Origin of the sequence: Pseudomonas sp. NFACC37-1 (assembly GCF_900101575.1) — a bacterium.
Taxonomy (GTDB): Bacteria; Pseudomonadota; Gammaproteobacteria; order Pseudomonadales; family Pseudomonadaceae; genus Aquipseudomonas; species Aquipseudomonas fluorescens_AA.
In genome coordinates this window covers 114,183-136,652 of record NZ_FMUZ01000006.1, presented here as the reverse complement: position 1 = coordinate 136,652, position 22,470 = coordinate 114,183, and the positions used below count along the sequence as shown (strand labels likewise).

The following is a 22,470-nucleotide window of genomic DNA, read 5'->3' as shown; positions in this document are numbered from 1 at the left end:
ACGGCTCGCCGCTCAGGATGATACAAACGAAAAGCCGCGATTGGCCGCACTGCGCTCATACTCCAGAAGACACTCATAGTCAGCCTCACTGGCCGGCAGGACTTCCCTGATCGCCAGGTCACGGGAAATCTCGGGAAGCTGGCTCAAGGCTTCGTTCATTGCGTGCCGGATAGACTCTGCTTGCGTCGCCGTTCGACGAATCGACGTTATGTAAGGCAGGCAGGGACTGCGCACACTTCGCACCAGGATCCTGAGGCCTTCGATCTCGTCACTGTTGTCTCTCGCCAGATAGTCGTAGGTGACGCTGTCGATAGAAGCCAAATCACCGTCGTGGTTTTTCAACCTTCGAATGCTCTCCCTGTGGGATCCGGTGAAGGTCAGTTTCGAGAAAAAACCACGGTCGCTGATCCCAGCCAACGTGTGGCGCAATAAATTCATTCCCGAGTTGGAATCCCGGGCGTTGATCAGACCATGGCTGCCCTGCAAACCCGCCAGATCGGTGACGGCCGAATCAGCTCTACACAGCAGCAAACTGCAATGGTCACCCCCCGAGCTATGAGCAAGCTCATAGCTCGGACGCCCTATCAGCCTCACCTTTCCCCGCAGTGACGTGACGAATGGATAGCCGCAGGTCTGGGATAACAACAGATCAGGGGAAAGCCAATGGGACACGGGATCAACGATCGGTCTTTGCTCACGGCGCTCACCCAGAATCTCCAGGGTGCGCTGGAGCCAGGCGTCCTGGGCCTGTAAAACCCTGGCGGGAGCGAGGTACATGGATAGATCGCTGATCATATGAAAGCCATTCAGAGGATTGTGATTGACGCTGATCACAGCAAGAAGCGGTTGGCAGGCGTCTTCAAACCCAAGCGATCCCTCAGGGTCCCAGGTTCATATTCCGTGCGAAAAACCCCTCTGGCTTGCAGCAAAGGCACCACGCCACGGGTGAATGTGTCGAAGTCCGTCGGCAAAAACGGAAACATGAGGTTGTAGCCATCGACGGCATTCGACTCGTATAACGCTGAAAGCTTATCGGCAATATGCTCCGCCGTTCCGATCAGCAGCCAGGTACTGGAACTCTTGACCAACCGGCGCCCTATTTCACGGATGGACAAGGTCGTGTCGTACTTCTTGAGCAGGGCCAGTTCGGTTCGAATGCCATCGAACTCAGACTCATCCGGCAACGCGGGCAGCGGGCTGTCCGGCGACAGGCCTGTCAGATCAAGACGGGTGTAGCTGGAGACCAGATCAATCGCCACGGCATCGATAATGAGGCTGTCCTCCAGTTGCCGACGGCGCTCCTCCTCAGTCTCATCCTCCAGAACCACCGGAAGCACACCGGTAATGATTTTCAGATCACTGGAATGCCGGCCCTTCAACTCGAGTCGGCGATTCAAATCGGCCCTGTACGCCAGTCCCTCTTCGACCGTATTGATGAAACAGAAATGCACGTCCCCATGGGCGGCGGCCAGATCCTTGCCCGCTTCAGAAGACCCCGCCTGGGCAAGGACTGGATGTCCTTGCGGTGGACGCGGCACGTTAAGCGGCCCACGCACGTTGAAATGCGCTCCTTTGTGATGAATCGGGTGAATTTTGGACGGATCGGCAAAATCGCCGCTGTCCTTGTCAAACTCAAGAGCCCCCTCCTCCCAGGAGTCCCAAAGCTGCTTGACGACATGAATGAACTCCTCGGCCCGCCGATAACGATCGCCGTGTTTCGTCACGCCTGACAATCCGAAATTCGAAGCCTCCTCTTCCAACCAGGAGGTCACGATATTCCAGCTGGCTCGCCCTGTGCTGAGGTAGTCCAGCGAAGCAAAATATCGCGCAATGTTGAAGGGCTCGTTATAGGACGTTGAAGCGGTGCCCATCAGCCCGATGTGTTCGGTGACAGCCGCCAATGCGGACAAGAGCGTAATCGGTTCAAGGCGGGCGTTGGCATAGTGCCTCAACCCACTGGCGACGGAGTCCCAGACCGCGACGTGATCCGCGACAAAAACCGCATCGAACTTCGCCGCTTCGGCTGCCTGCACCAGTTTCACGTAGTAGCCCAGCGTCAATATTTCCTTGGTCGGCGACAGCGGGTGGCGCCAGGAAAAACGGTGATCCCCTTGGGGATTAAAAAAGAACAGATTCAAAATCATACTTTTATTGGACATAACGCCTCCGCGACCTTACCCACATCGCATTCATGTTCAGTTGGCCGCCTTGACGGTATTTTCAGCGACCCACTGCGCCGCGACTTTTGCGGGATCCTTGTGATCGATATCAACCAGGCGATTGAGTTGCTTGAGGTCGTCATCGGTCAGTTTTGCAGAGACCTCGTTGAGCACTTTGGTGACTTCTGGGGTCAGCAACGCCTTGCGCCCCAGTGGCGTAATGTTTTGCAGGGGCTGTTGGTGCTTGTCGTCCTCGAGCACAACCCAAGGTTCTTTTGCCAGGATGCCTTGCGTGGAGACCACCGTGGCGACGTCGATAGCACCTGAGTTCAGCGCCAGCCGCGACAAGGGCCCGCCCATGTCCAGCGATTTGACGCTCTTGAAGTTGATGCCGTAGACCGCCTTCAACCCGGGCAGGCCTAAGGCGGCAGTGGTGACTTCGGGAGGCCCACCCAGCGTGAGTTCACCGGAGACGGGCGCCAGGTCGGACAAGGTCTGCAGGTTGTACTTTTCTGCGGTTTTCTGGGTGACGGCCCAAGCGGTAATAGAGCCCGCGGCCGAAGGTTCAAGCAACTGGAGGTCCGCCGGCAACTTCTGTTGCAAGACGCTGACGATCTCCTTTTGGCTGGTCAGGGCGCTCTTGTCGTCATAGAAACTCAACAGTGATCCTATGTACTCGGGTACAACATCGATATCCCCGTTTTCCAGCGCTTTGGCGATGATCTGGCGGTTCCCCAGATTGAGCCGGGTCTTGACCTCAATCCCTTCCTTTTTCAAAGCTGACGCATAGATATTTGCGAGAATCGTCTGCTCGGAAAAATTGGCCCCGCCTATGGTGATGGACTGGGCACTGGCAAATGCGCTGCCCACCAGCAAGCCTAACCCCAGCAACAATGAAACCGAGTGCGCTGAACGAGCCTTCGAACGTCGTTTGTTTTTCATTTGGATTTGCACCTCTGCAGAATTAATACGCACTTTCAAATGCTCCTGATCATGTAGCGCTCAGTTCAACATCCCCCGCTCGCCATTTTCGAACCATGAGTGTTTCGATCATTGAACAAACCCACTCGCTGACAATCGCAAGTGCCGACACCACCAGTGCGCCGCCAATGATTTGAGGGATGTCATTTCGACCCAGCCCGTCAATGAGAAACCTGCCCAGCCCGCCGAACCCTGCATAGGCGGCGATGGTGGCCGTGGCAATAAGTTGCACCAGGGCTGATCGGAATCCAGAAAAGATCAACGGAAAAGCCAACGGTAATTCCAGCTGGATAAACATCTGCCATCTGCGCATCCCCATCGATTTGGCAGCATGCTTCAGAGACGAATCCACCTGATCGATGCCAACATAGGTATTGGTCAATATCGGCGGGATGCTCATGGTGACCAAGGCGATAATCACTGTGCTGGTTTCATAGCCAATGACCATGATTGCAAGTATCACAATACCCAGGGAAGGCAATGCTCGCCCAATATTGAACAGCCCGATCGCAACCTGCGCGCCTTTGCGGTAGTTAGCCATGAGTACGCCGAGCGGCAACGCTATCGCACAAGCAATCGCCAGGCTCAAAGACACATAATAAATATGCTCTGCCAGCCGAGTCAGTATTCCGTCTTCGCCCAACCAGTGTTCAGGAAGAGAAAACCAGAGGTAGACATCTGCGATCCTATTCATTAGCGCACCCAAGGGACCAGCCATTTATTGATTGAATAAAACAGAAAATCAAAACATAACGCCAACATCACCGTCAGGACCAAACTGACCGCCACAGGCGTAGTGAAACTTTGAGCCAACCCGGTAATGAACAGTTGCCCCAATCCGCCTTGACCAATTAACGCCGTAACCGTCACCAGCCCTACCAATGTCACTGCAGTCGTTCGCAGCCCTGCCAATAACGAAGGCAACGCCAGGGGAAGTTCAACTCCCAGGAATCTCTGCATGCGCGTGTACCCTAGCGCACGGGCTTCTTCCAGCACGTCCGGGGGGTTACTCGCAAGGCCCGCCAAAGTGTTCTGTAACACAATCAGCAAGGCATACAGGCTCAAACCAATCACCGCCGTCGTCTTGGACAAACCGGCAAAGGGCATTATCAAAATGAACAGTGCCAGGGACGGAATGGTAAAAAGTATTCCGCTGATATAAATCATGGGCTGCGCCAACCCTGGCTTCCACAACGTCAAGAGCACCATTGCGCCCGCCAACAACATTCCTATAAACAGGCCCAGGGTCACCAGCTGAATATGATCGAATAACAGCTGACCGATCTGCTGCCAGTTTTCAACGATCCAGGACCAGTCAATCATTGCGCACTTCCAAAGCGGCGCTCATTGAGTGCGCTGTGAAAGCTGGCAATCGACAGGCAACCTTCGTAACCGCCCGCCTCGTCCACTCGAACAACCACACCGAGCGGAGCCGTTAGAATTTTAACCAGTGCGTGATGCAACGAGTCATTATTAGACACCGTGGTAAGTTCCGGGACAGGCAAGTCCGATTCACTGACCCACTTCAGCGGATTGGACTTATCGTCCAGCAGAAGTTTGAATTCGCAATTGACTTCATCCAAAGGAAGATCAGAAACCTTCATCAGCGACAGTCTTTTCAACAGCGGATCCTTGCCGATGAAGTTCTTCACAAACTCGCTGGCAGGGTGGGCAAGGATATTGTGAGGTGTATCGAACTGAGCAAGCTTTCCTTCACCCTCGAAGATGGCGATCCGGTCACCAATCTTGATGGCCTCTTCCATGTCATGGGTCACCAGGATGATGGTTTTATGCAAACGCCTCTGCAGCGCAACCAGTTCGTCCTGCAGTCGCTCGCGGATCACCGGATCAAGCGCGGCAAAGGGTTCGTCCATCAATACAACCGGTGGGTCCGAGGCCAATGCCCTCGCCAAGGCAACACGACTTTGCTGCCCGCCCGACAGTTGATTAGGGTACCTGTCCAGAAATTCCGGCTGAAGCCCGACCAGGGAAATGAGCTCGCTCACGCGCTGGCGGATCTTATGCTTGCTCCAACCCAAGAGCCGCGGAACAGCGCCAATATTTTCTGCAACGGTTTGATGAGGAAATAAGGCTGAGCTTTGCATCATGAAACCAATGCCACGGCGAAGCGTCACGACGTCAAGCTCATCGGTCGCCACCCCATTGACACTGATGCGGCCACTGTCCTGGGTGTCCAGTCTATTGATCATTCGCAAAATGGTCGTTTTGCCACACCCACTTGGCCCGACAAATACGCAGATCTCCCCCTCCCGGACATGAAGCGTTAAATCGCTCACGGCCATTCGCGGGCTGCCTTTATGAGTTTTCTTGATGGCTTCAAAACGTATCATTTTCCGACGCCCAGATTAGCTTGAGTATTTTTAGTGCCTGACAGGATGGCGAGGACAATCCACGGGATTGATCAGATGCCTCTGCAATAACTGGAAGTAGCCATGAATGACATAGCCATTGTTTCGCGCGATCCATTGTTCACGCCTGGCTCTATACACCCGAGGCAAATAAAACCAGGGCAAACCGGGAAGATCGTGATGAACCAAGTGAAGATTGAGGTTAAGAAAGAGCCAACTCAAAAGCCCTGAGGATTCATTGATCACCGTGCGGTGTTCTGGCAGCGTTGACGGCCGATGCTCGTAAAACGACCTGATCATTGCAATGGACAAGGCCGGCAGTGAAACTAAAAATACGTACTGCACAGCGCTGATGGCGCTGTATTGCTCAACCAAGGTCAGCACCACGACGACACTTAGCACGTGAGCTATCCACACTCGTCCAGTACTTCGTCCCGCGAGAAACAAGCCTCTGATCTCGCTACCCAGCAGGGATATCACTGCCAATGGTGCTCCCACGAGCAAGCGACCACCCAAGGTCTTATTTACCCAAAGCAACGCTTTCACATAACGAGGTGACTGCAACCAGAAGGCACTTGTGACATAGCGACTTTCTGGATCTTGACCAGGCACCGTCAACACCTCGTCGTTGTGATGTGCCAAATGCGTGTCCCTATAAATGTCGTAGGGATACCAAACGGCAAACGGCAGAAACCCCAGGGCTTTATTTATGACAGGCCAACGCGTTGGGTGACCGTGAATAAGCTCATGCTGGATCGACATCCAGAGCACGACCAGTGGAACCAACAGAACAATGCTGATGAGTTGGCCAAGTGCCTGCCCATGAAAAACAATAAGAGCCCAAGCCAGATAAAAGCCGACCAGTAAAAGCCAGGTGGGCCATTCAGTCTGGCTGGTCAAGGTCCTGCTGAGCTTGACGATTTCAACTCGATGAGCTTCATCCAAATAATTTGGCATGGTGGTAAGTCGCGATAGGCTGCGCTGAACAGACGCCCACTCACTCACACTTCAAGCGACCACCCGGGACCGGGTATTACCTCAAGATGACTGACTGACGTTACGGTATGGAAGTGCCGACAGCGGTGCGTCACATGGCGTAGAGCAGAAACGCCAAGCCTTCGCTGATTGCACTGCAGGCCTCACTGTTGGCCTGGCAAGGGAGAGGTTTGCCGGTCACGAATGGAGCGGCAATGGCGGCACAAGAACTGATGCGCAGAGTGCCGGACTGAGAAATCACTGCATGGGCCCCATCATGCGACAGAGCCTCAAGGCTGATTTGGAAGATTCGGGCGCCGGACATAGTCGTACCATAGAGTAGGGTTGAACATATCCGGCGGTCCGGTAGCGTCAACTTAACATGCCAACTAATTCGATCAAGGAATATATTCTATTATGCTTATTCCTGGATCGAATAACATGAAACGGGCTCCCTACCCTTTCGCCTTGATTGCATACAGGCCTGCGGCAATCACCATGCACGCCCCCACGACGGTCCATAGGTCGGGCAGTTCGCCAAATACGAACAGGCCGATGCATGTGGCGAACACCAACAACGTGTAGTTGAACGGTTGAAGCGTACCTGCCGTTGCGTACTTGAGCGCCTGGAGGAGTAGCAACTGCGCCACCATGCCGATCGTCGACAGCACGGCGATCAGGCCCCACTGTGTCGGGTTCGGCGAAACCCACCCAGGCAAGCCAGAGAACGTGATGGCCAGGGCGCCGAAAAAACCCATGTAGAGCATGTTCGTCGCGAATGAATCATCCCGGCTGATCCGACGTGTCAGCACACTGAAGACCGCGAACCCCAGGGCCGACAACAGCGGAATCAACGCCGCCAACTCGAAGACACCGGTTCCCGGACGGAGGATCACCAGGGTCCCCATGAACCCTATGGCCGCGGCCACCCAGCGACGGACGCCGATGAACTCACCCAGGAACGCGCCCGCCAAGGCCAGGGTCATCAGCGGAAACACCGCATACAGGGCATGCATCTCCGCCATTCCGAGGTAGCGCAGCCCCAATCCGAACAACGCGCTTTCGCCCACCCCCAGCAAGGCACGGATGACCTGCAGGACCGGATGATGGCTTCGACACGCCGCTCCCAGGTGGCCGCGATAAAGGCTATAGCCGACAGCGAATGCCAGGAATACCCAGTAACGCACCATGACGAGCTGGGCGACGGGAAGGTCCTTGACCAGCACTTTGGTGATCCCATCCTGGCTTGCAAAGAGCAGCATGGCAAGCAGGCACAAGAGGATTCCAAGTTGCGGCCGTGGGGCATCACCCACGGTGTGCATCACCCGTGGTCGGCTCAAGCGCAGGACTCATGGAGCAATCCCCACAGCGCCAGGAGTGGCGCTTGCGTTGATCTCATCGCATGGGTGCAGGACGGTGGGTTTATGACAATGCCCCCTGCCCCGGGCGTCCACCAGCCTACGTCCTCGCGATACCAGTCGCCTGGGGACAACACCAGATAGAACTCAGCCGGAGGATGCTGGTGGAACGGATAACAGGTTTCGGGCGCCATGAGGGCCAACCCCAGGGTCATGCCAGGACAGTCGAACAATCCCCCTGGACCGGTGACCATCCCATGGCGATGCCGCTCCACGAACCGATCGTCCTGGCCGGCCTGGGCCTGACGGTTGATCCAGGGAACATGGGGCACCAGCACGTTCAACGCCTCCAATACCCCTGCCAGGTGTTCGGAGCCTCTTGGCGCAGCGTCGAATGCCTGGGCCAAATAGGGTGCCAGGACTGCCGGTAACGCGCGGGGCGTTGCCGGCGGCTTCTTGAGGGACCACTCGGTCGGGCCCAGGGCGGCGGCATAGGCCTGTGTCGCCCCGGATGTACCGTCCCCCAGATGGCTGGAGAGGATTTCATGCAGCGATCGCCGAAGCCACTGCGCGCCGCAGGTGACGGCCGGATCCAACGACAAAGGCTCGTGATGGGTGATCATCGTTTTCAACCCCATTCCTGAGTCAGACGTAGAAGAAGATGACAGGCTGCTCAACGTACCCCAGCGGCACTGGAAGCGGGTCCCGGCATGTTCCAAGGGTAGCCCGAACGGTATCGATGACAGCCGACGCCCTTCACTTTGCGTCAAGGGCACCGAACTGCAAACACCCAAGCAACGGCGGCGATTACTGGCTAACGGTCGCCGAGGCGGTCTGACTGCCAAACATGGCCTCGAAACGAGGCTTGTTGGCGGCGTAGTACTCGGCAACGACCTTGTCTGCCGAACTGTCGCGGGCGGTCGCCATCAGCTTCTCAAGGTCGGCCTTGGGAATCTTGAAGTTGGCGAAGAACCGGGCGACATCGGGATGTTCGGCACTGAAGCCTTTGCGGGCAATCGCGTGAATCTGCTCGGCGCCACCGAAAACCTGCTTCGGATCATCCAGGTAGCGCAGCGGCCACTTGGCGAACATCCAGTGTGGGCTCCAGGCGTTGATCAAGGCCCATTTGTCACGTTTGAGGTTGCGATCCAACTCGCTCAACATGCCAGACTCTGAAGAGGCGACCATCTTGTAGCCCTCGAGCTTGTATTCCTTGATGGCCTTTTCCGTGAGTTTGTATTGGCCGTTGCCCACTTCCGAGGTCAGGATCTTGCCGTCGAGCTTTTGCCGCACTTCAGGCTTGTTGAGGTCCTCGACAGTGGCGAGTTCGCTGGCGGGAATGGACGTTGGCACGGCCATGCCGATGCGACCTTCATACAGCACGCCGAGGTCTTCGAGCTTGTCCTGGTATTTGTCATAGAACGCCTTGTGAGTGTTCGGCAGCCAGACCATCGGGATCAGGTCGATATTGCCGTTGGCCAAGGCCTGGAACTGAATGCCAATGTCGGCGAGCACCAATTTGACCGGTTGCTTCAAGTGATCGCGCAATGCGGTATCCGCCAGCTTTACAGCGATTTCCGTATCCGACCAATTCACCCAACCGATACGAATGGGCGTGGGTTCCTCGGCGTGGGCCATCAGGCTGCCGGCGGCCATCGCCAGGCCTGCAAGCCAGCCGATACGAGTTTTACTGGAAAACGTCATCATGGTGCATCTCCGCGTACTGTATTAATAGTTATTGGCAGGGCAGCAGAAGAATTCACGTTCCCTCATCAAAGCAGAGTGCCATTACACTCCTCAAGGGATTTAATGTTATGCGTGGATAAGTTCTAGTTATGCGAAACCCTTCCTGTATTCAGGTCGTTCGGCCCTCCTCCGCCCTTTGGCGGAACGTATGAATGTAAGCACTCACAGTGCTTTTTCGAGCGCCGGCAAGGCCTCGAACAGATCCGCCACCCACATGTAATCCGCCACCTGGGCAATTGGCGCTTCAGCGTCCTGGTTGATCGCAACGATGACCTTTGAACCACGCATGCCCGCCAAAGGTTGAATGGCGCCACTGATACCCGCCGCGATGTAGAGCGGTTCCTGGCATAGCGCTTCGCACAGCCCCCTTGCACTTTGGATCGACACGATGGCCGGCCGCACGAGCCAGCCCCCCCCTGTTTCGACTGGATGGTAATCCCGGTTTTTACGTCACGCAAGGAAAATGTACACCTGTGTCCCACTCGTTGACACACATGAACATTCGACATACCGTTATGTCAAACCAAGCCTGATGTCCTGTTCCCGGAGCGCAACACCATGTCCAGCGATCCTCTGCTGCAGCCCTATAAGATCAAACACCTGACCCTCAAAAACCGGATCATGACCACCTCCCATGAGCCCGCTTATCCTGTCGACGGCATGCCGAAGGATTTGTACCGCGCCTATCACGTCGAGCGCGCCAAGGCCGGCGTGGCGCTGACCATGACGGCGGGCTCCGCCGCCGTTTCCCGCGACAGCCCGCCGGTGTTCAACAACGTGCTGGCGTACAAGGACGAAGTGGTCAAATGGATGAAGGACATCACCGACGAGTGCCACGAACACGGCGCTGCGGTGATGATCCAACTGACCCACCTGGGCCGGCGCACACGCTGGGACAAGGCTGATTGGCTGCCGGTCGTCTCGCCGTCCCATCGCCGCGAGGCGTCCCACCGGGCCTTCCCGAAAAAACTGGAAGACTGGGACATCGACCGGATCATCAAGGATTACGTGGACGCCGCCGAACGCATGAAGGCCGCCGGTCTTGATGGCCTGGAACTGCAGGCCTACGGGCATCTCATGGATCAGTTCTGGTCGCCGTTGACCAACGATCTCGACGGGCCCTACGGTGGTTCGCTGGAAAACCGGATGCGCTTCACTTTTGATGTGTTACGCGGCATTCGCCAGCGTTGTGGCGAAGATTTCCTGCTCGGGGTGCGCTACACCGGCGATGAAGACCTGCCCGGCGGCTTCGGTGCCAGCGATGGCCTGCAGATCTCCCACATGCTCAAGGACAGTGGGCTGGTGGACTTCCTCAACGTCGTTCGCGGGCACATCGACACCGATGCCGGCCTCACCGACGTGATCCCCATCCAGGGCATGCGCAACTCGCCGCACCTGGATTTTGCCGGCGAGATCCGCTCGGCCACCGGTTTCCCGACGTTCCATGCGGCCAAGATTCCGGACGTCGCCACGGCGCGTCACGCCATCGCCTCCGGCAAGGTGGACATGATCGGCATGACCCGGGCGCACATGACCGACCCGCACATCGTGCGCAAGATCATCGAGAAGCGTGAAGAAGAGATCCGCCCCTGCGTCGGTGCCAACTATTGCCTGGACCGCATCTATCAGGGCGGTGCCGCGTACTGCATCCACAACGCCGCCACCGGCCGCGAAACCACCATGCCCCACGAAATTCCCAAGGCGTCGGTCACGCGCAAGGTGGTGGTGATTGGCACCGGCCCGGCGGGCCTGGAAGCGGCACGGGTAGCCGGCGAACGTGGCCACGACGTCACGGTGTTCGAAGTGGCGGATCAACCCGGTGGGCAGATCCGCCTGACTGCGCAGAGCGAGCGGCGGCGGGAGATGATCAGCATCATCGATTGGCGCATGGCGCAATGCGAACGGCTGGGGGTGAAGTTCCAATTCAACACCTGGGCCGAAGCCGAGACCGTCATGGCGCAGGCGCCGGACGTGGTGATCGTCGCCACCGGCGGTTTACCCCACACCGAAGTGCTCAAGCACGGCAATGAACTGGTGGTGTCGACCTGGGACATCATTTCCGGCGACGTCAAGCCCGGCCAGAACGTGCTGATCTTCGACGACGCGGGCGACCACGCGGCGCTGCAAGCAGCCGAGGTCATCGCCAGCAGCGGTGCGAAACTGGAGATCGTCACGCCGGACCGGTCGTTTGCGCCGGAGGTGATGGCGATGAACCTGGTGCCTTACATGCGCAGCCTGCAAGACCTGAACGTCACCTTCACGGTCACCTATCGGGTCGACTCCGTGGAGAAGCGCGACGGTCAATTGGTGGCCAACTTCGGCAGCGATTATGGTCAGGTGCACAAGCAGCGCGTGGTCGATCAGGTGGTGGTCAACCACGGCACCCTGCCCCTGGACGATTTGTACTTCGAGCTACGCCCGCACTCGAGCAATAACGGCGCAGTGGAGCAGCACAATCTGATCGCCGGGAAAACCCAAAATATCGTGACCAACCCGGAGGGCCGTTTCCAGCTGTTCCGAATTGGCGACGCGGTGTCGGCGCGTAACACCCATGCGGCTATCTACGATGCGCTGCGGCTGGTCAAGGACATTTGAGGTCATGCCGTTGCGCTCAAGGCGTTCGGTAACCTGTGGCGAGGGCGCTTGCTCCCGCTGGGCTGCGCAGCAGACCCATTTGTGAGCGCTTCGCGCTCAAGCGCGAGCAAGCTCGCTCCCACAGGGTTTGTGGATGTTCATGAGTTTTGCATTCACCACCCTGATGCGGTGTTGTACATCCTTCCTGGTCTAGCCCCCATCGGTGTCGATGTCAGCATCCGTGTCGTCACCGGATTTCGGCCGGTCCGGGTCAGGCTTGAAGCCGGGGCTGAAGGTGTTGTCATTGTCCTGATGATGCTGCTTCTGGTCGACCTCAGTGGCGGCGCTGTCAGCCTGGTCCGCTCCGGCGGGACTGACGGGTTCGGCATTCGAAGGCTTGCCCGGGACCTGAGGATCGATGGCCGGATCATTACGCGGGAATGGCGTCTGCCCCTGGCCTTGTTGCTGAGTGTTTGCGGGATCGTCGTTCATGGGCACCTCGTTCATGACAGGGCCGGATGGATGACCGGTCTTGAACATTCGAAGGTGACGCGACGGCTTCGGTTCCATTTGTTTAAGACGCCGCGATCAACCGCCCAGCACGCTCCTCACCATCCGGGCCAGTGCGTCCGGACCGTAGGGTTTGCTCAACAAATGGGTATCGGGGCTCAATTGATGGTTGCGGGAGATGATGTCCCGGGTATGCCCCGAGGTGAACAGCACGGGGACCGGCGGGGTCTGCACCTTGGCCCAGGCGGCCAGGTCGGAGCTCTTGATCAGGCCGGGCATGACCACGTCGGTGAAGATCAGGTCCACCGGGGTGCCATCCAGCAGCAGCTTCATCGCCTCATCGCCGTTGGCGGCCGTGAGGGTCTTGTAGCCGGACTGTTCCAGCAGTTCCACCGACGCGCTGCGCACCTGGGCGTTGTCCTCCACCACCAGGATCGTCTCTTGCCGGCCGGAATGAAGTGTGTCGTGTTGCTCGGCTTCCCCTGCTTCGGGCGCAAGGCTTCGAGGGAAATACATCCGCACCCGCGTGCCTTCGCCCAGGTCACTGGAGATCTCGATATGGCCGCCACTCTGCTTGACGAACCCGAACACCATGCTCAATCCAAGCCCGGTGCCCTGGCCATCGGTCTTGGTGGTGAAAAACGGTTCGAACACCTGCTTCAGGACTTCGGGTGGCATGCCGACGCCGCAATCGATCACCGACAGCCGGACATAGTCGCCGGCCGCAATCCCCTTGCCGGCGCAGAACGCGTCATCGAGCACGATGTTCTCGCCGATCAGATGGATGGTGCCCTCGCCCCGCATGGCATCACGTGCATTGATCGCCAGGTTCAACAGGGCATTTTCCAGCTGATTGCGATCGACATGGATGCACCAGGGTTCCTGGGGCAGGCTCACTTCAATCAGGATGGTTTCACCCAAGGCCCGTTGCAGCAGTTCACCCATGCCCTCGTAGATGCGCCGAGGGTTATAGACCGCCGGTGACAATGGCTGGCGCCGGGCAAAGGCCAGCAGTTGCGATGACAACTTGGCGCCCCGCTCCACGGCCTCGATGGAGGCACTGACCCGTCGTTGCACATTGGCGTTGTCCCGTTCGTGGCGGGCCAGCAAGTGCAGATTGCCGGCGATCACTTGCAGCAAGTTATTGAAGTCATGGGCCACGCCACCGGTGAGGCCGCCAATGGCCTCGAGTTTCTGCGACTGGCGCAACTGCTCTTCCGCTGCCAACCGCGCCTGCACCTCGTTGGCGACACGCTGCTCCAGGTCGCGGGTGAATTTGAGCAGCGAAGCTTCGGCCGTCTTGCGCTCGTCGATATCAATCAGCACTCCCGGAAACCGCAGGGGCCGGCCCGTCCCGTCGAACTCGCATCGACCGCTGGCCAGTACCCACCGGTAGTCACCGCCCAGGCGGCGAACCCGATACTCAGCGCTGTAAGGCGTACCTGTGCGCACGGTCAGTTCGACCCGCTGGTTGACCTCTTCAAGGTCGTCCGGGTGGATGCCCTGGCGGGCAATCTCGATGGGCAGTGCGTCCAGCGGACAGTCGGGTGGGTAGTTGAAGGTGCGGGCAAAACGCTCATCGCCCGACAGCGTGTCGGCCTGGATGTCCCAGACGAACGACCCCAGCAAGGGCCCGGCCGAGAGCGCCAGTTGGATGCGTTCATTGACCGCGCGGTAACTGCGTTCGGCCTCTTGCCGGGCGCGCTCGGTCAATACGTGCTCTGTGGTTTCCACCACAATCGCCAGCACGCCCCCCGGGCACTGGTCATCATCGGGCACCGGGCTGTAGTAGAGGTCCATCCACACGTCTTCAGGCTTGCCATCGCGCAGCAGGACCAGCTCTTTGCTGCGGTAGGACAAGGTGCCGCCGGCCAGACAGACGTCCAGTACATGGCGATTGAATTCAGCGACCTCCGGCCAGCCCAACTCCACCGCGCACCCCAGCAAGTAGGGATGGCGGCCGCCGGCGAACTCGGCATAGGCATCGTTGTAAATCATGAAGCCCTGGCGGCCCCACAACATCACCATCGGCAGGGGCGAAGCCAGCAACAATTGGACAGCGCTGCGCAAGCTGGCGGACCAGTGCTCGATGGCGCCCAACTCCGTTCGGCTCCAATCGAACGCCCGGATACGCCCGGCCATCTCACCGCCCCACCCAGGGCAGCCGTGATTCTGGGATAGAAACTCCATGGTCGACTCTGAACCTCAAAAATGCCTGCAGGGAATCGACAGACACAAATCCCTTGCGATCAGAGCTTCGAGCGCCGGGTTGGCGTTTGGTTTCATGCGAGGGCGCTGTTCGGATCGGGGAGACGATTAACACTGTGGCGAGGGGATTTATCCCCGCTGGGGTGCGAAGCAGCCCCCATGATTCATCAGCCACCGTGGTGTGTCAGACGGGACGCAGGAGGTTGCTGCGCAACCCAGCGGGGATAAATCCCCTCGCCACGTAATTCCGATGCCGCAGAAATCGTGTCTCCAGCCTGCGAATTCAGCGGAAATCGCGGCTCTGCACTTGGATACCCGCCAGCAATTGAGTCAGGTCGCTCAAGCGCCCGGCAATCAGGTGGCGGACCTCGCCGACGCTTTCCCAACGGCCGTCGACCCTGAGCAATTGCGAGCCCACCAAAACCTTGCGTTGGCGCTCGGCCAGGTCACGCCAGACCACCACGTTGAGGTTGCCGAACTCATCTTCCAGGGTAACGAAGGTCACGCCGCTGGCCGTGCCCGGGCGCTGGCGACCGGTGACCAGCCCGGCGACGCTGACATTGCGGCCATGCGCCACGCCCTGCAATTCCCGGGAGCTGCGGCAGCGTCGGGCGCGCAGTTCGGGACGCAGCAGGGCCAGCGGATGAGGGCCCAGTGTCGTGCCCAGCGTGGCGTAATCGGCAAACAGGTTTTCCCCCAGCGTGGGTTCGGGCAGCGCCACGGGCGGCTCTTCCTGGCTGGGCAAACCGGCGAACAAGCCCAGTTGCCTCTGCACGCCGGCCACTTCCCAGCGGGCCCGATGGCGATCCCCGGCCAAGCCCTGCAAGGCCCCCGCGTCGGCCAGTTGCGCCTGGGCCCGGGCATCGAGTTGCGCGCGCTCGCCCAGGTCGGCTACATCGCTGAAGGGCCGATGCCGGCGCGCCGCTTCGATACGCAGGGCATCCTCTTCGCGAAAGCCCTTGACCAGGCGCAGCCCCAGGCGGATCGCCGGTTGCCGGCCTTCCATGGGTTCGAGGCTGCAATCCCAATCGCTGGCGCGCACGTCCACCGGGTGGATCGACAACTGATGCCGGCGGGCATCCTGAAGGATCTGGTCCGGGCTGTAGAAGCCCATCGGCCAGCTGTTGATCAGGGCACAGGCGAATGCCGCCGGTTCGTGACATTTGAGCCAACTGCTGGCGTAGGTCAGCAAGGCGAAACTGGCGGCGTGGGACTCGGGGAAACCGTAATTGCCGAAGCCTTTGATCTGTTCGAAGATTTGCGCGGCGAATTCAGCGGTGTAGCCGTTTTTCTTCATCCCCTGCGCCAGGCGTTCTCGATGAGGCTCCAACCCGCCGTGACGTTTCCAGGCAGCCATGGAACGTCGCAACTGGTCGGCTTCTCCCGGGGTGTAATCGGCCGCGACGATGGCGATCTGCATGACCTGCTCCTGGAACAAGGGCACACCCAGGGTGCGGTTGAGCACTTGTTCCAGCGCGTCAGAGGGATAAGTCACCGCCTCTTCGTTGTTTCTGCGCCGCAGGTACGGATGCACCATCCCACCCTGGATCGGCCCGGGCCGCACGATCGCCACTTCGATGACCAAGTCGTAGAAGGTCTTGGGTCTCAACCGAGGCAACATCGACATCTGCGCCCGGGACTCGATCTGGAAGACACCGATGGTGTCGGCGCGACTGATCATTTCATAGGTAGCCCGATCGCCCTGGGGTAGCGATGCCAGGGTATAACGCTGCCCCCGGTACTGCTCGATCAAGTCGAAACAGCGCCGGATCGCGCTGAGCATGCCCAAGGCGAGGATGTCCACCTTGAGCAGCCCGACCGCGTCCAGGTCGTCCTTGTCCCACTGGATGATGGTGCGCTCGGCCATGGCGGCGTTTTCCACCGGCACCAGGGTGTCCAGGGGCTGTTCGGAAATCACGAAGCCGCCAGGGTGTTGGGATAAGTGTCGGGGAAAACCGATCAATTGCCGGGTCAGGCTCAGGACCCGACGCAACACCGGGCTGTCCGGATCGAAGCCGCCCTCACGCAAGCGCTCCACCGGCGGCGCCTCGTCGCTCCAGCGACCACAGCAATCGGCCAGGGCGTTGACCTGATCCGGCGGCAGGCCCAGGGCCTTGGCCACATCGCGTACCGCTCCGGCGCCGTGGTAACTGCTGACCACCGCCGTCAAGGCCGCACGATGACGACCGTAGCGCTGGAACACGTACTGCAGCACTTCCTCGCGACGGTCGTGTTCGAAGTCGACGTCGATGTCCGGCGGCTCGTTGCGCTCCCGGGACAGGAAGCGTTCGAACAACAGGCTGGTGAGGCTGGGGTCGATTTCGGTGATGCCCAAGGCGTAGCACACCGCCGAGTTGGCCGCCGAACCGCGCCCCTGGCAAAGGATATGGCGGCTGCGGGCAAAGCTGACGATGTCCTGCACGGTGAGGAAATAGCTGTCATAGCCCAACTCGGCGATCAGGCTCAGCTCCTTGTCGATCTGCACCCGCACCTTGTCTGTCACGCCGTCCTTCCACCGCTCGCGCATGCCTCGCGCGGTCAGTTCCCGCAGCCAGGACGCCGGATCATGCCCCTCGGGCACCAGCTCGCGGGGGTATTGATAGCGCAGTTGGCCGAGGTCGAAGGTGCAGCGTCGGGCGATGTTCAGGGTTTCATCGAGCAAGGCCTGCGGGTAGAGATCGGCCAGATCCTTGCGGCTGCGCAGGTGGCGTTCGCCGTTGGGGTGCAAGCGCTGGCCGGCCTCGGCCACCGTGACGTGGTGACGGATGGCGGTCATGGTGTCCTGCAAGGCGCGACGGCCACGCACGTGCATGTGCACATCGCCGCTGGCCACGGCCGGAAGCGCCAGGCGCCCGGCCAGCGCCAACGAGTCTGCCAACCGGCGGCGGTCGTCCTGTGCGCAATGCAACTGGACCGTCAGCCACAGGCTCCCGGCAAAGATCGGCTGGAGCCAACGCCCATGTTCCTCGGCGTCCTTGCCCTCGGCTATCCACAACGCCAGCAGCCCCGGCAAGGGTTGGTCGAAATCCTCTCGCACGATGCGGTAGTGGCCCTTCTCGCTGCGACGTCGGGCGCGGGTGATCAACCGGCACAAGGTTTGATAACCGTCCAGGTTTTCCACCAGCAACACCAGTTTCGGACCGTTCTCGACCTGGATCTCGCTGCCGACGATCAGTTGCAGGTCCAGCTCCCTGGCCGCCTGCCAGGCCCGGACGATCCCGGCCAGGGTGCATTCGTCGGTGATCGCCAGGGCCTGGTAGCCCTGCTGCTTGGCGCGACGACACAACTCCAGGGCACTGGAGGCGCCGCGCTGGAAGCTGAAGTTCGACAGGCAATGCAGCTCGGCATACTCAACGTTCATGCGAACCAGCCCTGCAGCCACAGCGGCCCGCCCTCGCCCACCGGTCGATAGGCCCAGCCCCGTTGTCCGCTGCGGGTTTCGATCAGGTAATAGTCGCGACGCACATCCGCACCGTCCCACCAACCGGTCTCGATACGCTCGGGGCCCATGAGGATGTGCGCCTGATCTTGCGCCAATGCCTGGGGCTCCTCCAGCAGCCAGCCGGGACGCTGCACGCCGTCGCGCACCGGACAAGCCTGGGATCGGGGTTGGGACGTCATCTGCCAGGCGCACTCAGGCCGATGGTCGTCGCGAAATCCCAGGCCCTGCACGGCGTCATCCCCCAGCCGGGCCCGCAAGCGTTCGCGCAGTTGTTCCCAGGGCAATGATTGTTGGGGGCGTTCGTCGAACAGCTCCAGGCGCTGGGGCACGAAACTCGGCAGGTCTTCGGCACACAAGCGAAAGCCCCGCACCGGGGCCTCGACCTGCACCTGTTCCAAGCGACCGCGGGCCAGTTCGAAGAGCATCGCCGGGGCCCGTTCGGCACTAAGCAGGCCGACCTTGATCACGGTGTCCGGCAACCCGACGTGCTCCAGGTGCAAGTCGAAGCGCTGCACGCCGCTGTCGCGTCCGCAGAGGAAGGCCGACAGGTCACCGGTCAGGCGGCGCAACGGGAACAACAGCGCCTGATGGGATTGCACGTCATAGTTGAGCTCGATGCGCACATCGAAACGGTCCGGTGGCAGGTAGAACGACAGCGCCAGGGTGCGATGGCCCGTCAACGCGTCGAGGTGCTTGAGCACCTGGGCCTCGAAGCGCCGCGCCAGGGTCTGCCGGGGCAAGGCCTGGACCTGGCTCAGGCGACGCAGGCCCATGCGCGACAGCGCCGTGGCGACGTCGGGCTCCAGGCCGATTCGCTCCACCGGCATGTGCCCCAGGTACTGTTGCAAGGTCTCGGCATCGGGCACCACCAGGGCGTCATAGGCATTGGCCAACACCCGCGCCGCCACTGGGTTCGGGGCGGCGACGATGCGATGACGAAAGCCCAGCTCGGTCAGCTCGGCTCGCAAGCGCGCCTCGAACACCGGCCAGGGTCCGAACAGGCCCAGGCTCGACTCGATCTCGAACAGCAGCGTACGCGGATAATGCACGCTGACCTGGGCGCTGAAACGGTAGGCCCAGGCCGCCAGGAACTGTTGCCAATGTTCGATCTGCGCCGCGTCGTATTCGGCGGTGGCAAAGCCTTTGCTCAAGGCCTGGGCGGCGGTCATGGTCTGGCCGGGCCGCAAACCCAGGGCCCGTGCCGGCGCGTTCACCGCTTGCAGCACCCGACGCTGGGCCGGACCGGTCAGCAATGCCAGGGGCTGGTCGGGATCGGGGCGCTGACGCAGCGCGGCGTCCAGCGCCAATTGCGGGAAGAGAATACAGACCCAGCGCATCGCAACCTCAATGCCCGGTTTGTGTGGCGAGCGTGGCAAAGGCAATCGGCGCCGAACGAGCCAACCCGCCCCGGCACTTGAGCACGCGCAATTGCGCCGGCCGGGTATCGATGGCGATGCGCAGCGCCGCTGGCGACGGATTGATGGCCTCCTGGATCGAGCGCCAGGCGAACGCCAGGGTCTGGCCGGTTTCCGCCGCCACTTGCAAGCGCCGCAAGGCCCGGTCGTCCGCCTGGCGGGGCCAACACAGCACGGCGCCACAACTGCCCGAACGCAGGCATTGTTCGGTGGCCCACAGGGCATCGCGTTCATCGGCACGGATCACCGACAACTGACGCAGGTCGATGCCAGCGTTCAGCCAGGCTTGGGGATAAGGCACGAACGGCGGCGCCACCAGCACGATCCGCTCCCCCGCTGCCGACAGCCGCGCCAGGGTCGGCCACACCAACTGCAACTCGCCCACGCCCGGCGCGGCGATGAGCAGTTCCGTCAAGGCCGCCTCTGGCCAGCCACCACTGGGCAACGCCGCATCCAGCGCTGCATGGCCAGTGGGTTGCGCACTGGCGGCCGGCGGCGCAGGCCGGCCCTTCCAGACCTGGCCGCCGTTGAACAGCGTGTCCAGCGCAACGACAGCGCCCATCAACCTTGCCTCACCAAGCCACAAAACACCCCTTCTATCGCCAGGTCCTGGTCGGCCTCGACGATGATCGGCTGGTAGGCCGGGTTACGCGGCAGCAAACGCACCCGCTCGCCGATGCGCTCGAAGCGCTTGATGGTGACTTCACCGTCCAGGCGCGCCACGACGATCTGGCCGTTGGAAGCCTGGGGGGTGCGCTGCACGCCCACCAGGTCACCGTCGAGAATGCCGTCCTCGATCATCGAATCGCCCTGGACCCGCAGCAGGTAATCCGGCGCCTTGGTAAAAATCGCCGGGTCCAGCATCAGGCGAGTGTGGACCTCGGCATCGGCGCCGATCGGCACGCCAGCCGCCACCCGCCCCAGCACCGGCACATCCAGCAGTTCAGGCCGTGGCGGCTGGTTCAACAGCCGAATGCCTCGGGCCTGGTGCGGATTGACTTCGATGAAACCGGCCTCGGTCAACGCCAGCACATGCTTGCGCGCCACGCTACGGGAGGCGAAACCGAACGCCTCGCTGATTTCAGCGAGGCTGGGAGGCTGGCCCTGATCGGCGATGCGTTCGCGGATGAAAGTCAGGATGGCGGTGCGGCGGGGAGTGAGAGTCGTCATGGAGTACATTTGTACTCTTTAAGGATTTTTCTGACAAGCGCCGCCAGTCAGTTCACAGTTTGCCTGTACCCATCATTGTGGCGAGGAGCCTGCTCCCGCTCGGCTGTGCAGCGACCGTAGGAACAGCGCGCCGGTGAAGGGACGCCGTTCGACATGAGTTATGCCCGCGCGGGCTCGCCTCAACGGCGTTGGAGAATGCGGTCCATCACCCAGTCGGTCTTCAAGGCCTCTTCGGCCACGGCGGGATGCTTCGACTCACCCCGGATATGGGCATTCATGCCGAGTACATGGTGCCACTGGATATGCTCAGGATGATGAGGAATGTCGAGGCTGACGGAGGTGTCCGTATACAGTTGCAGCGGCGCCTCATCGAACACCGAGAAGCTGATCCGCCCCTGGCTGCCAATCACCTCCACGCGGTCCTCACGTCGATCAGCGACGAAGTTCCAACAGCCCATGCCTGTGGCCCCGCAGGCAAAACGCCAATTGGCCACGACCGCGTCTTCCGCCTGATACAAGCCGTTCTGGTGAGCGGCGAAACCTGCCACTTCGACGATGTCCCCCAACAGGAACTGGAACAGATCAAGGCCATGGCAGGCCAGGTCCGTGAAATAACCTCCGCCTGCAATCGCCGGATCGGTACGCCAATTGGTCGCGCCGTTGATATCCGCCAATGACGCGGGCTTAGTCAGCGTCCAGGTCAAATGCCGGATGTCACCGATGCATCCCTGCTCGATCCATTGCCACACTTTGCGAAAACGCGGCAGCGAGCGCCGGTAGTACGACACAAACAGCTGCACCCCGGCGCTGTTGAATACGCGCTGCATTTCCCGGCTCTGCACGACATTGAGGGACATGGGTTTTTCGACACAGCAATGTTTGCCAGCGGCAGCTACCAGCAGGCTATAGCTGAAATGACTGTCGGGCGGCGTCGCAATGTAAACCGCATCGACTTCAGGATCATCGATCAGTGCCTGCGCGTCGGTGTAGAACCTGGCGATGCCGTGGCGTTCAGCATAATCGGACACGACCTCCAAACGTCGCCCCATCACCGCTACCAACGCGGAACCGGGCGCCTTGTAGAAGGCCGGCCCACTCTTGCGTTCCGTCACGCTGCCACACCCGATCATGCCCCAGCGTACTGTTTTCATCGTTTGACTCATGGAATCAAGGCCCAGGCTGCGCAATGAGCCCCTCAAAAAAGGCAGGAGTTTAATCAGACCCAGCCTGAATGTCGTGGCTACAACGTTTGCCCCTCATTGCGAAACGCGCTCGGGCTCATGCCGGTCCAGCGCCAGAACGCCCGGCGGCAACTGCGCACATCGCTGTAGCCGACCTCTTCGGTGATGCGCTCGATGGACAGCTCGGGGTTGGCCAGCAGGTTCAGGGTGCGGCCGCGGCGCACTTGTTCGAGCAAGGTCTCGAAGGTCAGGCTGTGTTCGGATAGAGGGACCTGAAAATCTGGCCGCCCAAGTCCCCTGAATGGCCGCCAATACCCTGCCCTGTCGGCAGCGAACGGCTTATTTGTATGACTCGGACCTCCGGTGCGTTTCCAACAATAAT

The 22,470-nt window shown here is 60.2% G+C and carries 19 protein-coding genes and 2 pseudogenes; 1 reads left to right on the top strand and 20 read right to left on the bottom strand.

The genetic code is table 11. The features are described from left to right. Positions 1-12 precede the first annotated feature (12 nt). The 12 genes and pseudogenes from BLP82_RS09870 to BLP82_RS09815 all read right to left on the bottom strand — a co-directional run. On the bottom strand, positions 13-795 hold the full coding sequence (locus tag BLP82_RS09870; RefSeq protein WP_092167084.1) for a phosphate/phosphite/phosphonate ABC transporter substrate-binding protein: 783 nt from the start codon (positions 793-795) through the stop codon (positions 13-15). A gap of 35 nt (positions 796-830) precedes the next feature. Next, positions 831-2,159, bottom strand: coding sequence for an LLM class flavin-dependent oxidoreductase (locus tag BLP82_RS09865; RefSeq protein ID WP_092167081.1), 1,329 nt, complete (start codon positions 2,157-2,159; stop codon positions 831-833). Between the two features lie 36 nt (positions 2,160-2,195). Beyond that, a complete protein-coding gene (locus tag BLP82_RS09860; protein WP_256576578.1) occupies positions 2,196-3,134 on the bottom strand; it encodes an ABC transporter substrate-binding protein in 939 nt (312 codons plus the stop codon). Between the two features lie 16 nt (positions 3,135-3,150). Beyond that, positions 3,151-3,834, bottom strand: coding sequence for an ABC transporter permease (locus tag BLP82_RS09855; protein WP_092167079.1), 684 nt, complete (start codon positions 3,832-3,834; stop codon positions 3,151-3,153). Next, positions 3,834-4,463: an ABC transporter permease gene (locus BLP82_RS09850; protein ID WP_092167077.1), complete on the bottom strand. Its 630-nt coding sequence runs from the start codon at positions 4,461-4,463 to the stop codon at positions 3,834-3,836. Before BLP82_RS09850 ends, BLP82_RS09855 begins: the two co-directional genes overlap by 1 nt. Continuing rightward, on the bottom strand, positions 4,460-5,491 hold the full coding sequence (locus BLP82_RS09845; RefSeq protein WP_092167074.1) for an ABC transporter ATP-binding protein: 1,032 nt from the start codon (positions 5,489-5,491) through the stop codon (positions 4,460-4,462). The genes BLP82_RS09850 and BLP82_RS09845 overlap by 4 nt, the downstream gene beginning before the upstream one ends. Positions 5,492-5,521: 30 nt before the next feature. Beyond that, positions 5,522-6,466, bottom strand: coding sequence for a fatty acid desaturase (locus BLP82_RS09840; RefSeq protein ID WP_092167072.1), 945 nt, complete (start codon positions 6,464-6,466; stop codon positions 5,522-5,524). A 130-nt stretch (positions 6,467-6,596) separates the two neighbouring features. Further along, complete coding sequence (locus tag BLP82_RS31170) at positions 6,597-6,746, bottom strand: hypothetical protein (RefSeq protein ID WP_170842293.1); 150 nt, start codon at positions 6,744-6,746, stop codon at positions 6,597-6,599. A gap of 193 nt (positions 6,747-6,939) precedes the next feature. Then, a complete protein-coding gene (locus tag BLP82_RS09830) occupies positions 6,940-7,824 on the bottom strand; it encodes a DMT family transporter (protein WP_256574144.1) in 885 nt (294 codons plus the stop codon). Then, positions 7,821-8,480 (bottom strand): dimethylsulfonioproprionate lyase family protein, encoded by a 660-nt coding sequence (locus tag BLP82_RS09825; protein ID WP_092167065.1) that lies wholly within the window; start codon positions 8,478-8,480, stop codon positions 7,821-7,823. Before BLP82_RS09825 ends, BLP82_RS09830 begins: the two co-directional genes overlap by 4 nt. Before the next feature lie 169 nt (positions 8,481-8,649). Then, the gene (locus tag BLP82_RS09820; protein WP_092167063.1) at positions 8,650-9,549 is read right to left on the bottom strand and encodes a glycine betaine ABC transporter substrate-binding protein; all 900 of its coding nucleotides are present in this window, start codon (positions 9,547-9,549) and stop codon (positions 8,650-8,652) included. Positions 9,550-9,750: 201 nt separating this feature from the next. After that, positions 9,751-9,924: pseudogene (locus tag BLP82_RS09815) on the bottom strand (electron transfer flavoprotein subunit alpha/FixB family protein); the annotation flags it as partial. A 222-nt stretch (positions 9,925-10,146) separates the two neighbouring features. On the opposite strand from BLP82_RS09815, the gene BLP82_RS09810 reads away from it, so the two are divergent. Continuing rightward, positions 10,147-12,183, top strand: a complete 2,037-nt coding sequence (locus BLP82_RS09810; protein WP_092167061.1) for an NADH:flavin oxidoreductase — start codon at positions 10,147-10,149, stop codon at positions 12,181-12,183. A 189-nt stretch (positions 12,184-12,372) separates the two neighbouring features. On the opposite strand, the gene BLP82_RS09805 is transcribed toward BLP82_RS09810, so the two are convergent. The 8 genes and pseudogenes from BLP82_RS09805 to BLP82_RS09770 form a co-directional block, all read right to left on the bottom strand. Further along, positions 12,373-12,654, bottom strand: coding sequence for a hypothetical protein (locus BLP82_RS09805; RefSeq protein ID WP_170842292.1), 282 nt, complete (start codon positions 12,652-12,654; stop codon positions 12,373-12,375). 96 nt (positions 12,655-12,750) lie between these two features. Then, on the bottom strand, positions 12,751-14,862 hold the full coding sequence (locus BLP82_RS09800; protein ID WP_092167056.1) for a hybrid sensor histidine kinase/response regulator: 2,112 nt from the start codon (positions 14,860-14,862) through the stop codon (positions 12,751-12,753). A 301-nt stretch (positions 14,863-15,163) separates the two neighbouring features. Continuing rightward, positions 15,164-18,262, bottom strand: a complete 3,099-nt coding sequence (locus BLP82_RS09795) for an error-prone DNA polymerase (protein WP_218189412.1) — start codon at positions 18,260-18,262, stop codon at positions 15,164-15,166. Further along, positions 18,238-19,659 carry a Y-family DNA polymerase gene (locus BLP82_RS09790; RefSeq protein ID WP_092167051.1) on the bottom strand — a complete coding sequence of 474 codons (1,422 nt, stop codon included), beginning with the start codon at positions 19,657-19,659 and terminating at the stop codon, positions 18,238-18,240. Before BLP82_RS09790 ends, BLP82_RS09795 begins: the two co-directional genes overlap by 25 nt. A gap of 7 nt (positions 19,660-19,666) precedes the next feature. Next, entirely contained in the window at positions 19,667-20,299 is a 633-nt protein-coding gene (imuA, locus tag BLP82_RS09785; protein ID WP_092167048.1) for a translesion DNA synthesis-associated protein ImuA, read from the bottom strand. Then, positions 20,299-20,916, bottom strand: coding sequence for a transcriptional repressor LexA (gene lexA, locus BLP82_RS09780; RefSeq protein ID WP_092167046.1), 618 nt, complete (start codon positions 20,914-20,916; stop codon positions 20,299-20,301). Before lexA ends, imuA begins: the two co-directional genes overlap by 1 nt. 170 nt (positions 20,917-21,086) lie before the next feature. Then, on the bottom strand, positions 21,087-22,058 hold the full coding sequence (locus BLP82_RS09775) for a Gfo/Idh/MocA family protein (protein WP_092167043.1): 972 nt from the start codon (positions 22,056-22,058) through the stop codon (positions 21,087-21,089). 89 nt (positions 22,059-22,147) lie between these two features. Then, positions 22,148-22,354 (bottom strand): annotated as a pseudogene (locus tag BLP82_RS09770) (helix-turn-helix domain-containing protein); the annotation flags it as partial. Positions 22,355-22,470: the final 116 nt, after the last annotated feature.

What these genes read in the sequence shown, in the direction of transcription:
- BLP82_RS09870 (WP_092167084.1), bottom strand. Translation starts at nt 795, where the DNA reads ATGATCAGCGATCTATCCATGTACCTCGCTCCCGCCAGGGTTTTACAG.
- BLP82_RS09845 (WP_092167074.1), bottom strand. Translation starts at nt 5,491, where the DNA reads ATGATACGTTTTGAAGCCATCAAGAAAACTCATAAAGGCAGCCCGCGA.
- BLP82_RS09820 (WP_092167063.1), bottom strand. Translation starts at nt 9,549, where the DNA reads ATGATGACGTTTTCCAGTAAAACTCGTATCGGCTGGCTTGCAGGCCTG.
- BLP82_RS09850 (WP_092167077.1), bottom strand. Translation starts at nt 4,463, where the DNA reads ATGATTGACTGGTCCTGGATCGTTGAAAACTGGCAGCAGATCGGTCAG.
- BLP82_RS09810 (WP_092167061.1), top strand. Translation starts at nt 10,147, where the DNA reads ATGTCCAGCGATCCTCTGCTGCAGCCCTATAAGATCAAACACCTGACC.
- BLP82_RS09840 (WP_092167072.1), bottom strand. Translation starts at nt 6,466, where the DNA reads ATGCCAAATTATTTGGATGAAGCTCATCGAGTTGAAATCGTCAAGCTC.
- lexA (WP_092167046.1), bottom strand. Translation starts at nt 20,916, where the DNA reads ATGTACTCCATGACGACTCTCACTCCCCGCCGCACCGCCATCCTGACT.
- BLP82_RS09865 (WP_092167081.1), bottom strand. Translation starts at nt 2,159, where the DNA reads ATGTCCAATAAAAGTATGATTTTGAATCTGTTCTTTTTTAATCCCCAA.
- BLP82_RS09805 (WP_170842292.1), bottom strand. Translation starts at nt 12,654, where the DNA reads ATGAACGACGATCCCGCAAACACTCAGCAACAAGGCCAGGGGCAGACG.
- BLP82_RS09775 (WP_092167043.1), bottom strand. Translation starts at nt 22,058, where the DNA reads ATGAAAACAGTACGCTGGGGCATGATCGGGTGTGGCAGCGTGACGGAA.
- BLP82_RS09790 (WP_092167051.1), bottom strand. Translation starts at nt 19,659, where the DNA reads ATGCGCTGGGTCTGTATTCTCTTCCCGCAATTGGCGCTGGACGCCGCG.
- imuA (WP_092167048.1), bottom strand. Translation starts at nt 20,299, where the DNA reads ATGGGCGCTGTCGTTGCGCTGGACACGCTGTTCAACGGCGGCCAGGTC.
- BLP82_RS09855 (WP_092167079.1), bottom strand. Translation starts at nt 3,834, where the DNA reads ATGAATAGGATCGCAGATGTCTACCTCTGGTTTTCTCTTCCTGAACAC.
- BLP82_RS09800 (WP_092167056.1), bottom strand. Translation starts at nt 14,862, where the DNA reads ATGGAGTTTCTATCCCAGAATCACGGCTGCCCTGGGTGGGGCGGTGAG.
- BLP82_RS09825 (WP_092167065.1), bottom strand. Translation starts at nt 8,480, where the DNA reads ATGGGGTTGAAAACGATGATCACCCATCACGAGCCTTTGTCGTTGGAT.